The 15,486-nt window shown below is 36.1% G+C and carries 14 protein-coding genes; all 14 read left to right on the forward strand.

Annotated features, from left to right (window positions below):
* Positions 1-11: 11 nt before the first annotated feature.
* The 14 genes from acsn021_RS09840 to acsn021_RS09905 all read left to right on the forward strand — a co-directional run bounded on the left by acsn021_RS09840 (position 12) and on the right by acsn021_RS09905 (position 15,444).
* Positions 12-338: a hypothetical protein gene (locus tag acsn021_RS09840; protein ID WP_184093364.1), complete on the forward strand. Its 327-nt coding sequence runs from the start codon at positions 12-14 to the stop codon at positions 336-338.
* A gap of 61 nt (positions 339-399) precedes the next feature.
* Complete coding sequence (locus acsn021_RS09845; RefSeq protein ID WP_243167899.1) at positions 400-1,176, forward strand: acyl-CoA dehydratase activase; 777 nt, start codon at positions 400-402, stop codon at positions 1,174-1,176.
* 32 nt (positions 1,177-1,208) lie between these two features.
* Positions 1,209-2,843 (forward strand): 3-hydroxyacyl-CoA dehydrogenase NAD-binding domain-containing protein, encoded by a 1,635-nt coding sequence (locus acsn021_RS09850; protein ID WP_184093363.1) that lies wholly within the window; start codon positions 1,209-1,211, stop codon positions 2,841-2,843.
* 45 nt (positions 2,844-2,888) lie between these two features.
* Entirely contained in the window at positions 2,889-4,211 is a 1,323-nt protein-coding gene (locus acsn021_RS09855; protein WP_184093362.1) for an aspartate aminotransferase family protein, read from the forward strand.
* Between the two features lie 88 nt (positions 4,212-4,299).
* Positions 4,300-5,622, forward strand: coding sequence for an aspartate aminotransferase family protein (locus tag acsn021_RS09860; RefSeq protein WP_184093361.1), 1,323 nt, complete (start codon positions 4,300-4,302; stop codon positions 5,620-5,622).
* An 8-nt stretch (positions 5,623-5,630) separates the two neighbouring features.
* Positions 5,631-6,794 (forward strand): pyridoxal phosphate-dependent aminotransferase, encoded by a 1,164-nt coding sequence (locus acsn021_RS09865; RefSeq protein WP_184093360.1) that lies wholly within the window; start codon positions 5,631-5,633, stop codon positions 6,792-6,794.
* Positions 6,795-6,827: 33 nt separating this feature from the next.
* A complete protein-coding gene (locus tag acsn021_RS09870) occupies positions 6,828-7,253 on the forward strand; it encodes an acyl carrier protein (protein ID WP_184093359.1) in 426 nt (141 codons plus the stop codon).
* A gap of 41 nt (positions 7,254-7,294) precedes the next feature.
* A complete protein-coding gene (locus tag acsn021_RS09875) occupies positions 7,295-8,968 on the forward strand; it encodes a 3-hydroxyacyl-CoA dehydrogenase NAD-binding domain-containing protein (RefSeq protein ID WP_184093358.1) in 1,674 nt (557 codons plus the stop codon).
* 140 nt (positions 8,969-9,108) lie between these two features.
* Positions 9,109-9,864 carry a thioesterase II family protein gene (locus acsn021_RS09880; protein WP_184093357.1) on the forward strand — a complete coding sequence of 252 codons (756 nt, stop codon included), beginning with the start codon at positions 9,109-9,111 and terminating at the stop codon, positions 9,862-9,864.
* Between the two features lie 70 nt (positions 9,865-9,934).
* Positions 9,935-11,530: a PfaD family polyunsaturated fatty acid/polyketide biosynthesis protein gene (locus acsn021_RS09885; protein WP_184093356.1), complete on the forward strand. Its 1,596-nt coding sequence runs from the start codon at positions 9,935-9,937 to the stop codon at positions 11,528-11,530.
* Positions 11,531-11,537: 7 nt separating this feature from the next.
* Positions 11,538-12,338 (forward strand): thioesterase II family protein, encoded by an 801-nt coding sequence (locus tag acsn021_RS09890; RefSeq protein WP_184093355.1) that lies wholly within the window; start codon positions 11,538-11,540, stop codon positions 12,336-12,338.
* Between the two features lies 1 nt (position 12,339).
* Positions 12,340-13,497: an SDR family oxidoreductase gene (locus tag acsn021_RS09895; protein WP_184093354.1), complete on the forward strand. Its 1,158-nt coding sequence runs from the start codon at positions 12,340-12,342 to the stop codon at positions 13,495-13,497.
* The gene (locus tag acsn021_RS09900; RefSeq protein WP_184093353.1) at positions 13,494-15,176 is read left to right on the forward strand and encodes an HAD-IIIC family phosphatase; all 1,683 of its coding nucleotides are present in this window, start codon (positions 13,494-13,496) and stop codon (positions 15,174-15,176) included. The genes acsn021_RS09895 and acsn021_RS09900 overlap by 4 nt, the downstream gene beginning before the upstream one ends.
* Before the next feature lie 25 nt (positions 15,177-15,201).
* Positions 15,202-15,444, forward strand: coding sequence for an acyl carrier protein (locus acsn021_RS09905; protein ID WP_184093352.1), 243 nt, complete (start codon positions 15,202-15,204; stop codon positions 15,442-15,444).
* Positions 15,445-15,486: the final 42 nt, after the last annotated feature.

The following is a 15,486-nucleotide window of genomic DNA, read 5'->3' on the forward strand; positions in this document are numbered from 1 at the left end:
GAGGGAAAGAGATGGCTGACTATATACCAACCGTAATTTCAGAATGCCTAAGAATAGTGGTTTGTACAAGAAACTTGAATTGGAATAACGACGAATATAAAGCAAATGTAATTGAACCATATAATAAGATACAAGAGATGCAAAATGAATTGGAAAGAAGTAACATGACTGCAACGGTAGAACAGATGCGGGAAGTATTAGAAATGTTAAAACTTGTGTTCAAAACTAAAAAAGTCCCCCTTGAGGAACAGCTAGAAAGATTTAATGAGGTTTTTGATAAAACCCAGACCAGATCTTTATTTACAGATTTTGAATTGCCTACGGCAGAGGATTTATAGCAAAGGTGAACCAGTTGTAATCTGTAAAACATCTTAGTATTCAACTTAAAAAGGAGGATTTATGATGCGGTTATATGGTGGAATTGATATTGGTTCAACCACAAGCGAATTCATAATAGTCGATGAAACAGGCAGCTTAATTTATAAAGACAGAACCTTAACATCCGGCAATATAAAAGCTGCAAGTGAAACGGTTTATAATAATTTTAAGATTAGTGAATTAGGCAATAGGGATTTGGACGCAATTGTTGCAACCGGCTATGGCAGAAAATATGTACCCTATGTAGATAAAAATATAACAGAAATAACCTGTTATGCAAAAGGAGCAAAATTTATACATCCCGCTGTAAAAACAATCGTTGATATCGGTGGTCAGGACTCAAAAGTTATTACTGTTAATGATAGAGGGGATGTGGATGAGTTTGTTATGAACGACAAATGTGCCGCAGGAACAGGGCGGTTTCTAGAGCTTGTTGCTAAGATTTTTAATATTAATGTAGATGAACTCGGGGATTATTCCGAGAAGTCAGATAAAGTCGTACCCATTAGTACGGTATGCGCAGTTTTTGCTGAGTCAGAAATTATTTCTTTAATTTCCCAGCAGGTATCGGCAGAGAACATAATTCGTTCCATCCATAATTCCATTGCAGAAAAGATACGAGGAATGGCAGGCAGGCTTCAGGCAAAAGAAGATATTATGTTTTGCGGAGGCGTTGCCAGAAATAAAGGTATGGTAAAAGCAATTGGTCAATTATTTAATTCAGACAATATTATAGTACCACAAGAATCAGATTATATAGGAGCCATGGGGGCAGCGTTATTCGCTGCTGGTTTGTAATATAAAAGTATAGATAAGGGGGTATTATTTACTTGAGTGGAATTAGTATAGTAAGTAATGAAAATGCCGGAAATGCAATTGCCTTTCATTTTGCAAGTAGAGGTTATGAGGTTCAGGTTTTGACAGTCAATGAAAAGGGTGATATTGACACCAATCCGGATAGAAGAATAACAAGAATGAGAAATATTCAAAGTAAATTTGTCGATGTTTCTACAGAGAACAAATCCATCATATGGGTAGAGAGTTACAGTGCGCTTTCAGATGCGGATATAATCATAGATGCAATTCATGGGGAATTGGATGATAAGCAAACGGTTTTAAAAAAAATAGAGGCTAATTCAAGAGAAGATGCTTTACTATTGTCAAGTGGCAGAGTGCATTTTCCGTCTGCACTTGCCTGTGTTCTGAAAAATCCCTCTAGACTATTGGGGATTTATTTATATGACATTGAACATGGAAATAACAATGGAGAGATTATCACACACGACAAGTATTCAAAGGAAGCTGTTGAAAGGATTAAAAATCTATTTACCCAAGCGGAGCTTCGAATCGGAGTTGTGAAAGAATGCGTTGGATTTGTACATAATAGAATTGGTTTATTCGGATTCATGTGCCTTCTTAAATTTTATGATGAAAAAATATTAACGATTAAAGAGCTATCAAAATATATTATTGTTTCTAAAGTAGGCCCTAAACTCTTTTTTAATCTTACATTAGGAAAAGAAGCAAAATATGAACTGATTGAGGCTAGGGAAGTGTTTATTAAATTAAGTGAAACATCAGGAAATGATCCATTCCGGCTGCCGGATTACATCAATAAATACAAGGATCTTACGGTAGATAATATATTTGATGTAATGGGACAGGATTCTGTTGAGGACTACAGTATAAAAGACGAAGGCTTTGAATTAAAGGATTATAAGAAGCTTTACATAACAGGTCTGCATCCAATCTATAACAATATACTATATCCCCTTTTAAGAGGAGATATAGAGCTATACTTTGATGAGAAAGAAAGTGAAGAATACTTAAGTAAACTAAGTGAGAATTATACAGATTTATACCAAAAAGTAAGGAACAAAATTACTTTTATTAATAAAGAAAATCAAAAAAATATAGATTTGATAATAGATTTTACCATTGAATCACTGGAAGAAAAAATTGAACGGTGTAATACACTGCAAACAGAATTCGGGACAGAACTGCCCATATTACTTAATACACCAATACACAAACTGGAAGACATAGCAAAGTCACTCACTAGACCGGATATGATTTTTGGAATGTACACACAAAAGGCATATTTGTCAAATACAGAACTTGTGATAAATGACATAATAGATAAAGCAGCCTATGTTTCCATAAGAAAATTTATCAAGAAACTTACATCCAATTATATTGAGACAAAGGATACCTATGTAAGGCCTTTAGTGTATTTTAATCTTGCTAAGCTGCTTGAGGCATCACGTCTGTTAGAAGCCGGTATTGCATCCAAAGAAGATATTGAAATTGTCGGAGTAGATGGCGAAATATTTAATTACATGGATATTTTTGAATTGAAGAATATAACCAAAATATGCAGATATTTAGAACCTATCTATGGCCGTACTTTTACTGTACCCAAACTGCTTCTTACTATGGAAGCGGAAGGAAAAACCTTCTATTAGGATAGTAGGGTCAGGTATAGTACAGGAATCATGTGGAGGACTTAAATGAGAAAGAAGGACGCTTTATATTTAAAAGAGAAAATAAAATCTTCCTATAATCTGGCAGAGACAGGAAAACAGTTTTTAATTGCTCATTATACCGCTGGGATTTTCAACGATTTCGTATTCTTTGACCATGGAAAGGGATCAAAGATGTATGATATTGACGGCAATGAGTACATTGACTGTGCGGGAGGCATCGGTCCGTTAATATTGGGGCATTCCCATGAGGCTGTGGTAAATGCCGCCACAGAAGCCATTGAAAAAGGCTGCTTACATGGATTGGGAAATGAATATGAAGTTCGATTTGCAGAACTTTTGGTTGAGAGTATACCGCAGGCAGAAGTTGTAACCTTTACAAATTCAGGTACAGAAGCAACTATGCACGCTATTAAGTTAGCACGGGCTTATACTGGTAAAGAGAAGATAGCTAAATTCGAAGGACACTATCATGGCACACATGAGTTTGCCCAGATATCCGGAAGGACAGCGAAATATGGTCCGGTGGAAAGACCGGAAAGTGTTGCAGATTATGCAGGTATTCCTGAATATGCCGTTGACGGGACAATTACACTTTCCATGAATCAAAAGGAAAGCTTTGATATTATCCGGCAATATAAAGATGAACTGGCAGCAGTTATTGTGGAGCCATTGCCCATGTACGCACCACTTGACTATAAGGTATTTTTAAAAGGGCTTAGAGAAGTTACTGAGGAATGTGGAGTATTGCTTATATTTGATGAAGTAGTAACAGGGTTTCGCTTAGCTTTTGGTGGAGCCAGAGAATATTTTAATATCATTCCGGATTTAGCAACCTATGGAAAAATTATTGGTGGCGGATTTCCGGCAGGAGCGATAGTTGGTACTAAGAAATTCTTTAAACCTGCTTACTTTGATGGTTTTAATATTGGCCGAAAAAGTGTTTTTTTCACAGGTACCTTCAGTGGCAATCCGGTGACCTGTGCAGCTGGAATTGCAGTGATTGAATATCTTAGAGATCATAAGTATTTATACGAACAGATGAACCAGAATGTATTGTATATTTGTAATCAAATTGAAGCTCATGCGAATGAAATCGGATATCCCCTTCAGACAAAATCAGCTTGTTCTTTATTTGTACCCTATTTCTTCAAAGAAGAAATCAATAAACCGAGAGATACCAACTGGACGAATAATATCGGACAATATGATACTTTAAGAAAGCATATGTTGAAACATGGAGTTTCGTTAAGCGACATTGGTGTAGTCTTCGTTACCGCGGCACATAGCAGAGAAGATTGTGATAGTATTGTCAAAGCTTTTAATCAGTCAATTGATGAGATGTACTAACGTTTATGCATATCTTAATTAGTTCATCACATAAAATGACAGTTTCGCGATGGACTAAATCAGCATAAAACTTACAAGGAGGGTACAAGTGAAGGTTAAAGACAGAGAGTATTTAGAACAAAAGCTAAAAGTATCAGGTCAACTGCTTGAACGAGGCAAAAAGTGTCTCTTATCTCATTATACAAATGGAAATTTTTCCGAATTTGTATTTTTTGAATCCGGTAAAGGTTCAAAAATAGTAGATAAGGATGGGAATGAATATATTGACTATGCAATGGGTCTTGGCCCACTTTTGTTAGGACATGCCCACCCGGATATTGTAAAAGCAGCAACTAAGGCAACTATAGAAGGTTCTGTACATGGTTTCGGAAATATATACGAAGTCGAATTTGCAAAATTATTGGTGGACGCGGTTCCGGGTATAGAGAAAGTAGCATTTACGAATTCAGGTACAGAAGCGACATTACAGGCTATAAAGTGTGCAAGGGCAATTACAAAAAGAAAAAAAATAGGTAAATTTGAAGGTAACTACCATGGTACCCATGATTACGCCCAGATTTCGGGAAGAAATGCAACGTCAGGTAATATTGAAGATCCCAAAAGCGTAGCTGATTTTGGTGGTATCTACAAAGAAGTATTAGACAATGTGATTACTCTGTCTATGAATGTAGATGAAACCTTTGATAAAATAGAACGATTTAAGGATGAGTTGGCTTGCATTATTTTAGAGCCCCTCCCCCTTATGTGTCCGTTGGAAATGAAGGATTTTATTAAAAGACTCAGAGACATCACAAAACAATACGGCATCTTATTAATATTTGATGAAGTGGTAACCGGCTTTCGGTTAGGCTTCGGGGGCGCAATTGAATACTTTGGAATAGTACCTGATTTGGTGACATATGGAAAGCTAATTGGCGGAGGATTTCCAGTCGGTGCAGTTGCAGGGCCTGACGAATACATGAAAGTACTTAGCTTTAATCAAATGTCATATGGAAAGGACAAGGTTTATTTAACTGGTACTTTTAATGGCAATCCGGTGACCTGCGCAGCAGGTGTTGCTACATTAGAATATCTTAAAAATAATAAAAACGTGTATGGAGAAATGGAAAAAAAGACTATGTATCTTCGAACAAAGTTGGAAGAGGCAGCCAAAGAATTAAAGTTCACATTTAGAACGCTCGGAGCAGCCTCTCTTTTTGTATCCTATTTTCACGAAGGTAAAATAGAGAATACCAGAGCTGCCAGGTGGAAATCTACTATGCAAGCTTTCATGATATTACGCAGGCATATGTTAAAAAATGGCGTAATACTCTCTGATACAGGATCCTATTTTCTGTCAACAGAACATACTTATGAAGATTGTGATAAGACAGTTCAGATATTTAAAAAGACCTTAGAAGAAATCATATAGGAGGTATCATGCAGTTATCAAAAACAGCAAGCAGCTTTACCGAGTCAGTAATAAGGGAAATGACCAGAATATGCGATTCGGTTAATGGCATAAACCTATCTCAGGGTTTTCCGGACTTCCCTACGGAAGAAGTTATAAAAAATGCTGCGGTGAAGGCAATTCTTGAAGACGTAAATCAATATTCCGTAACTTTTGGGAGTGAGAATCTAAGAAGGGCAATCGCTAATAAGGTAAAGAGATTTAATAACCTTACAGTAGATGCTGAGAACGAAATAACGGTAACCTGCGGTGCAACGGAGGCAATGCTTTGTGCATTGAAAGCAGTTATTAATCCCGGTGATGAAGTCATAATATTTGAACCATTTTATGAAAACTATGGACCGGATGTCATACTATCAGGTGCTGCTGCAAGATATATTACCCTACATCCACCAAAATGGCAGTTCGATTATGAAGAGTTACGAAGAGCTTTTAATGAAAAAACAAAGGCAATCGTTATTAACACACCAAATAACCCTACTGGTAAAGTGTTTTCTAAGACCGAACTTGAATATATCGCAAAATTATGCAAGGAGTTTAACGCCTTGGCAATATGCGATGAGATTTATGAGCACATAACCTATGACGGAGAGACACATATATCAATTGCTTCACTGCCTGGGATGTATGAAAGAAGCATAACAATCAATTCGGCTTCCAAAACCTACTCTGTAACCGGTTGGAGGGTAGGTTGGGCCATTGCTCCACCAAATATTACAAAACTCATTCGAACCGTACATGATTTTATGACGGTAGGAGCTCCGGCACCGTTACAGGAAGCAGTAGCTTATTGTATGGAGTTAAAAGAAGATTATTATAATAAGTTATGTAACCATTACTATGAAGCAAGGAATTATATGTCAAAAGTATTAGTTGACTGTGGCTTTGAATTATATGAAGCGCAGGGAGCATATTATTTTCTTGTCAATTGTGAGCAATTAATGAAACAATTTTCTGTTAAAGATGATTTTGAATTTAGCAGGGCTCTAATTGAAAAGACCGGTATTGCTACTGTACCGGGAACATCTTTTTATGTGAATAAATTAAAAGGGTTTCATCAGGTAAGATTTTGCTATTGTAAGTCTTTTGACACGCTTTATGAAAGCGAAAAGAGACTCAGGAAACTAGTTTAAATTAAAAAATAATATTATTGGAGGCATTTTAACATGAAAAAATCAGAAATTTTTGAAACGGTAAAGAATGTATTAATTGATACTTTAGGAATTGAAGACGAGAATGAAGTATATTTAGAATCAAAGCTTATAGAAGACTTGGGTGCAGAGTCTATTGATTTTCTTGATATTATGGCAAGATTAGAGCGTAGATTTGACGTTTCCCTCTCGGAAGATGAGGAAAGTGTGGAAGATTATATTATGAAGAATAGTTCAGAAGAAGAATTAGAAACCGGTGTTATACCATCCCATGTTCTGAAAGATTTACCAAAATTAATGCCGGAATTAGATCCGGATGAGTTTGTGGAAGGGTTAACCTTTAATGATATCCCCCGTTTATTTACCATCAATTCCTTGGTGTATGCGGTTACATTGGCAATGAAAAAACAAAAGAATATTGAGGTAGAAAATGATATATAAATCTTAAAATACATCAAAATGACGATGGGAGGGTAGTTGTTATGGAATCATTTAAAATTGGTATTATAGGAGGTGGCTTTCAAGGTAAGTCGGAAGCGTATTGGTTTGCGAAAAGAAATGTGGACGTTATTGTTTATGAAATCAGTCAGCGTCAGAGAGCTATGGTCTATGAAGAGATGGGAGCATCTCCAAAAAGCCATAAATACTTAAAGCATATCAAACTTACGGATCATCTTGAAGACCTTAGAGATTGCTGCTTAGTCATAGAGAATATACCTGAGAATAAAGAAATGAAGTATAAAATTCTTAAAGAAGTAGAAAAGGTGGTAACCGAGGATACGATTATAGCATCTAATTCATCAAGTTATCTGCCTACCTTTCTGGCCGAGGCACTTGAGAATAAAAGCCGATTTATGAATATACATTTTCTGGGTGTGAGTTGGGGAATCAATGACCTAGAGCTGATTCCTTCTCAATATACCTCACAGGAAACGGTAGAAAAAACCAACGAATTAATGGAATATCTGGGATTTTATCCGGTTGTTATGAAGGAATGTGCGGGATTTATTTTTAATAGAATAAATGGTATGGAACTGTCGAATTTATTCAGAGCAATGGAAGTATACAAACTAGCTGATTTAGATACGATTACAAAGTATTTATTATACCCAATCAGAGGTCAATGGACGGTAGCTTTTATTGACTTATTAGGAGTTGAAATATCAAAGGCTTTATTTGACTACCTCCATGAAATGTTTGGTGATAGGGCTCATATCTCAGAGTATTTAAACGGCAGAGTGGAAAGAAATGAATTAGGTGTCAAAACAGGAAAGGGTTTTTACGATTATCCAAGTACCAAGGTTGATCCGACAATCCTTATTAAAAAGACGGAGCGAAATGTCAAGTCAAAGTATCAGCATATATTTGTAAATAATGTAGCCATTAATCAATTGAATTTATTATTAGCGCTCGTTAATAAGGGGAAAACAGTATATATGGACACTATAGATACTCCATGTTTTAAGGTTTTAGAAAGAACGGACAAGCATATTTATGATAAAGTGGCAGGTAATATTATATTAGCAAAAGATACTGACGTAGAATTTGACTTGGTTTTAGATTCAAAAATAGCAACGTTTGAAGAAGCGGTTGAAAGTATCAATCAGTTAAGTGAAAGATTTGGAGCAGATAAGCCGATTCTTGTAAATACGCCTATTTATAGATTAAAGGATTTAGCAAAAGCGACGGAACATCCTTTAGAACGGCTGGCAGTAATTAATTGTCAAAAATCATTTATCTGTAATACGGAATTAGTAAAAAATCCAGGATATAGTGAAGAAATTTATGACGAGATAAAGAGCTTTATCATAGAAATAACCGGTGGCTGTTTAGAGGTAAATGATGGCTATACAAGGCCTTTAATGTTTTTGCTTATTACAAAGATGTTTGAAAGTATACGCTGTCTTGAAGAGGGAATTGCATCCCGTGATGAAATTGTAAGGCTAATGCAAAAAGAGGCAATATTTAAAGATGCGGATTATATGGGGCTTGGTACACTTAAATTCCTATCGGAGTATTTGTTTAATATCTATGGACAGCCTTTTGAAGCACCTAAGCTCTTGTTAGATATGGTAGCTGAGAATAAATGCGGCGTGATGAATGGAAATGGATTTTATGAATATCCGGGTGTACTTGCTGCTGTAGTACATAGTTAAGAAATAAGTGCTAACAAAATTATAAGGTAGAATAAATGAGATCAACCCCCATGATTTGAATGCGTCCAAAGGACGCAAATGGGAGAGAAGGATGAAAGATATGCACATATCTAGTAAGAATCATATAAGGAAGGGTGCAGATGAATCAGACAAAACAAGAGTATGTCTTTCTAAACAAAGGGATTGGGTTAAGACGATTAAAAGGTAAAAGTAATGACAAAACAAAAATCTTCTTCTTCCCTTTTGTGGGAGGGCAGTCATTATCTTATAAGGATGTGGCGAAGGATTTACCTGAAAATATGGAGGTATTGGCTATTGATTATCCGGGTCATGGTTGGGTCAGAGGTGAGTATATAACAGATTTTGATGAGCTTGTAATGCTGTTATATGAGGAGTTAGAAGAATATTTCGGTGATGATTTTTATTTTTTTGGACATAGTCTTGGGGGATTAATAGCATACCGAATGGTACAGTATCTTGAAAGAAAAAACCGAGGGCCTCAAAAGGTTTTTATATCTGCTTCACCTCTACCCCATCGCATTGAGGAATACAGGTATTTAGCGGATAAATCAATAGAAGAATTGGTTACTGTCATGAGTGCATTTGGCGGAATAAACCCGGTACTACTGGAAAACAAAGCCCATCTAGAGTATTTTGCGGCCCCTATGAAAGCTGATATTGCTGTTTTTTTAAAAACTTCTGTAGATATGAATTTGGCGGTAGAAACACCAATGTATGTATTTTATAGTGAAGGGGATAGCTTCGTAAAATATACCGATATTTGTGAATGGGGCATATATGGTCAGACCGTGGTTTTTATAAAAGTAAAGGGAGAACATATCTTTATACAGACAGATTATAAAGAAGTAACGGAACATTTGAACCGGCTCCTGTAAAGAAGTAAAACAATCACAAGTAAAAAGTAATGTATTTGGCTGATGCTTGTACAAAATGGAGATGTGATTTATGAATACAGGTAATCAAATATCTTTGTGGATTCGACCGGAAGCTGAGGAATTAGAGTTATATAGCGGCAAGGACTTATTAAAGAATTTTCAAGAGAGTGTTTATGTCTATGAAAAGAATGGAATATTTTTTATTACCAGAGAAGGCAATATTTTATTAAATGAAAAGGATGGATATTATAAGCTAGTTGCTAATGATAGCAGTTACAATAAGGTAAACTTAGGCTCAGGAGAGTTCATTAAGGAACACCAGGTCAGTTATCCATACGTGTTAGGAGGCATGGCACAGGGGATTGCTTCGGTTGATTTGGTAGTAGCGGCGGCAGAAAAAAATATCATGAGTTTTTTCGGAACCGGGGGATTGAATCTTCAAAGAGTAGATAATGCATTGAAACAGATTAAAAGCAGAATTAAAAAAGATGGTGTATATGGAGTTAATATCATATCAGCAAATCCCAAAAAGGATGAAGAAATAATTAGTCTGCTTATACAGCATGAGGTTAGAATAATAGAAGTAGCAGGAGCAGTTACACTTACTCCAGCGATTGTTGAATACCGATTGCAAGGCATACATAAAAAAGATAATCGGATTATTACTAAGAATAAGATTTTTGCCAAGATATCCAGAGAAGAAGTAGCCTCACTCTTTATGTCCCCGCCCCCGGAAAAAATAATTACCCAATTATTGAATGAGGGAAGAATTACAAAAGAAGAAGCAAGACTTGCAGTAGAAATATCTGTTTCGGAAGATATTATTGCAGAGGCTGATTCAGGAGGGCACACAGATAATCGTCCGGCGTTAGTTCTATATCAAAATATGGTTCTGCTGCGAAATCAAATAATGAAGAAATACCAGTATAAGCATGGAAGAATACGAATAGGAGCAGCGGGGGGGATTTGTACCCCATATACAGTATATGCAGCCTTTTCTCTGGGAGTAGATTTTGTTATGACTGGTTCTGTTAATCAAAGCTGTATAGAGGCTGGCACTAGTCAGGAAGTGAAGACAATATTATCAAAGCTGTCAATGAGTGATGTGGCGAATGCACCCTCTGCTGATATGTTTGAGATGGGAAGCAGAGTTCAGGTTATGACAAAAGGTCTACTCTTTCACGTCAAAGCCAACAAACTTTATGAAGTCTATAAAAATTTTGACAGTATAGAGCAGATAGATAGCAAAACCAGAAACTATTTGGAAGAAAAAGTATTTAAAGAAAACCTTAACGATGTATGGCACAAAACCAGACAATTTTTTGTAGATAATGACCCCATATTATTAAGTCGTGCAGATAAGAATGAGAAACTGAAGATGGCATTAATATTTAGAAGTTATCTTGGACTTTCATCAAAATGGGCACAAAATGGGGAAATGGATAAAAAAGTAGATTTTCAGGTTTTTTGCGGGCCGGCTATGGGGGCATTTAACCGATGGGTAAAAGATACCTACTTAGAATATCCGGAGAACAGAAGGGTAGCAGATGTTGCAAAAAATATGATATATGGAGCAATGTATCTGAAAAGGCTGTACTTTTTAAGTACACAGTGTCAAAGGATAGATATGAATAATTTTCAAGTAGTACCTGACGAGAAATGGTGACTTCGCTATGAAAAAAAATGAAAAAATTGTTCTTACTGAAGGGGATAATAAGTTTGCTATCCGATTTTTTTCAGAAGATAAGACCAAACCGATTATGTTCTGTTTTCCCTATATTGGAGGAAACTCCAATTGCTATCGGAAGTTATCAGATAAACTTCTGCCTTATGTGAATATAGCGGCTATCGACCCGCCGGGGCATGGCGTAGTGAATGGCAAGTTAATGCAGAATATAAATGAGTTGGTAGAGGTTTATTATAAAGGTCTTCAAAAATATATTAATGGCAAATTCTACATTTTTGGGCATAGCCTTGGAGGGATAATCAGCTATTTGCTTACTGCCAGGTTTGAGCAGGAAGGTCAAATACCGGAGAGTGTTTTTATAAGTGCTGCAACACCTCCAAGCCGTATACCCTATGAAATAGAAAATATGCCTCAATTCGAAACAGACGAAGGCATTAAAAAGGAATTGCTGGCTCTTGGAGGGAAGTATGCTCAATTGGTGAACAGTAACAGTATATTTTTATTCTCGTCTCTTAGGATTATTAAAGCCGATTATAAATTAGTTAGAAGCCTTGACGTAAAGCAAAGCCCTTCTTTGCATACGCAAAGTTATATACTTTTTAGCCATGAGGATGAAGTGGCAGATGCTAAATTTATAAAAGAGTGGAAGAAGTATTGCCAAAACAGCGAAGTAATTACTGTTACCGGTAATCATAATTACATCGAAGAAAATACAATAGAAATTGGAAAAATTGTTTCTGACAGAATAAAAAATAGAAATTCTTACTTTATTGGACAAGGTGATTGATTTGAGAATACCTGAACTTGGCGAAAAATATAAGAATGTTTTTCACATCTCAAAAGAGATGGTTATGGATTTTAGTAGCTTTTCCAAAGATGATAACCCATTACATGTTAACGAGGAAGCCGCTCGTCAGTATGGATACCAAAATCCGGTATGTCACGGTGCCATCCTACTTTCGGAGATTAGTAGGATAATAGGAACGCAGCTGCCGGGAAATGGTGCACTATGGTCGGATTTAGATATTAGTTTTTCATCCCCCGTCCTATGGAACGAGACGGTTGATATTGAGGTAGAAGTAATACAAAGGAGTGAAGCACTGGGAATCATAAAGCTCCAAATAGAGGTGTTAAAAAAAGCAAAAAAGGTGTTGTCAGGAACTGCTAAAGTTATGTGCTTGAGAGAGATAAAAAGGAGTTATCCTATGTTGGATTTATCAAAAAGATGTGCGTTAGTCACAGGAGGTTCCAGAGGGTTAGGACTTGGCATAACACGGGAGCTACTTGAGGATGGGTATCATGTGATAACTTTATCCAGAGCAGAATCAGAAGAAATAAATAAACTACAGGAAGTATATAAAGGAAAAATGAAGCACATATCCTGTGATTTGAGCCATTTTGAAGAATTAAAAAATTTGATTCATCATACGAACCAAACCTTTATGCCAATTAATAGTGTTATTCATGCAGCAGGTCCGGCACCACAAAAGATAAACATGGGCAGTCAAATAAATGAGACAATTGATACGTATTTTAACGTATACATTAAAAGTTTAATTCAAATACTAGAAGTATGTATACCCGATATGAAACAACTGAAATATGGCAGAGTGATAACCATAGGTACATCTTACATATTAGGAATGCCGCCACTTGCAATGTATCCATACATTATCGGAAAAGAAGCACTTTGGGGACTGACAAAATCTTTGGCGGTTGATGTGGGCAGATACGGCATAAGTGTTAATATGATATCACCCTCTATGATGGTAACAGATATGACTTCTGAAATATCCAATGCAGCGAAATATGCAGAGGCTCAAAAAAACCCTATGTGTCGTTTTGCAGAATTATCAGAAGTTGCTAAGACGGTGACTTTTCTCTGTGGTGAGGGGGGAGCCTTCATAAATGGAACCAATATTCCTATTACCGGAGGCGGAACATGAATGATAAGGTGCAATTTTTGCTAATATCCGATTTTACAATCAATCCATTACAATCTTTGCTAAAACAACAGTTTCACCATTATTCTTGTGATTTTATGGTATCTCCTATCGGTCAGATTATACAGAGTGTAAATGAAATTTGCTGTCAGAAACCCTCCACCATGGAACAGGCTGTTATATTGTGGACAATGCCAGATAGACAGATTCATGAATTTAAAAAGCTATACTCTAATAATATGTATGACAAAAATGTAATGTTCCGGCAGGTATTAGAGTATGCAGAATATATAAGAAAACTTTCAGAAGTAGTCAAATTCATTGCCGTACCGATTTGGACACTAAACAGTAATTACAGGGGGAATGGTATTCTTAATTTTAGATATTCTACAGGAATCTACAGTGTGTTAATGCAAATGAACTTAAAGCTCGCAAAAGCTTTAGAAGACTTAAGTAATGTATATATTCTGTATACGGATCAATGGATGAAAGTCTCTGAAAAAGCCGAAGATGAAAAGATGTGGTATTTTGGAAAGATACCCTTTACCCAAAGCATCTTTAGACAGGCGGCAGAGGATATTAAATCAATATATGATGTATTAACAGGTAGAACAAAAAAATTACTGGTACTGGATTTGGATAATACTTTATGGGGTGGTATCGCAGGAGAAGATGGCATTAATGGTATAAGACTTGGGGGCGTAGATTATATTGGTGAAGCCTTCCTTGAATTTCAAAAACATTTGCTACAGCTGAAAAATAAAGGACTCCTACTGGCTATATGCAGTAAAAATGATGAAGACACTGCCATGGAGATTATAGAAAAACATACAGAAATGATACTACGAAAAGAAGATTTTGTCGGCTTTAAAATTAATTGGGAGGATAAGGCTAAAAATATAAGAGAACTTGCCTTGGAGCTAAATCTGGGACTTGCCTCTGTAGTATTTATTGATGATAGTCCCTTTGAACGGGCAAGAGTTATGAGTGAACTGCCTGAGGTTTTGGTTCCCGAATGGCCAATGGAACCAATCCATTATGTGAAAGCCTTAAATGGCTTAAGGTGTTTTGATAAAGCATCTTTTAGTACGGAAGACACACAAAGAACCAATTACTATAGACAGGAACAGGAAAGGAAAAAAACAATTGAGAATACCAGCAATATAGAAGAATGGCTGTATCAGATTGCGTTAGAGGTTAGATTTGAACCTGTGAATGATTCGAATGTCCAGCGTGTTTCCCAATTGTTGAATAAAACCAATCAATTTAATCTTATAACAAGAAGACTAGAACAGTATGAAATTATGGCGTACTGCAATCAGGAACAGGCAGGCGGTGTTGCATTTTATGCAGCAGACAAGTTCGGCAGCTATGGATTGATTGGTTTTTCCTCTTATGAAATGAATGAAAATAGTCTTTTTATAAAAGATTTTTTACTAAGCTGCAGAGCTATGGGAAAAGGTATTGAAATGGCTATGTTAAATATATTAAAAGATATAGCGGTTAGTGAAGGTAAAGACAGGATACTAGCGCAGTATATACCAACAGATAGAAATAAAGCAAGTGGAGATTTTCTAGGAACTTCAGGCTTTATGAAGGATGGGGCAATGTATGTACAGCATAATCTCCGTGCAATCAATAAACCTCCTTATATAACCATCACGAATGAGATAGAGATTTAGTAAAAGTGAAATGTGAGGGCTTACTATGTGTAAAAACAATCATGATCATAAAAAATTAAGAAAAATACTTATCGATTTTCTTGAAATAGCGGAAGACACACCGGATGAAGAAATCAATCAGGACCTCCTTGCATCGTGGGATTCCTCTATGCATCTTACTATTGTTATGGAGATAGAAAGTCAGTTTAATATAGCTTTCAATATAGAGGATATCATTCAGATGAGGTCTTTAGAGGAGATATCCTATTACATAGATAAAAAAAGATAGTAATAAAATTTGTTATCAAAGATGAGCAAAGTGGTTGAAGTG

It is taken from the genome of Anaerocolumna cellulosilytica (genome assembly GCF_014218335.1).
GTDB classification, from domain to species: Bacteria; Bacillota; Clostridia; order Lachnospirales; family Lachnospiraceae; genus Anaerocolumna; species Anaerocolumna cellulosilytica.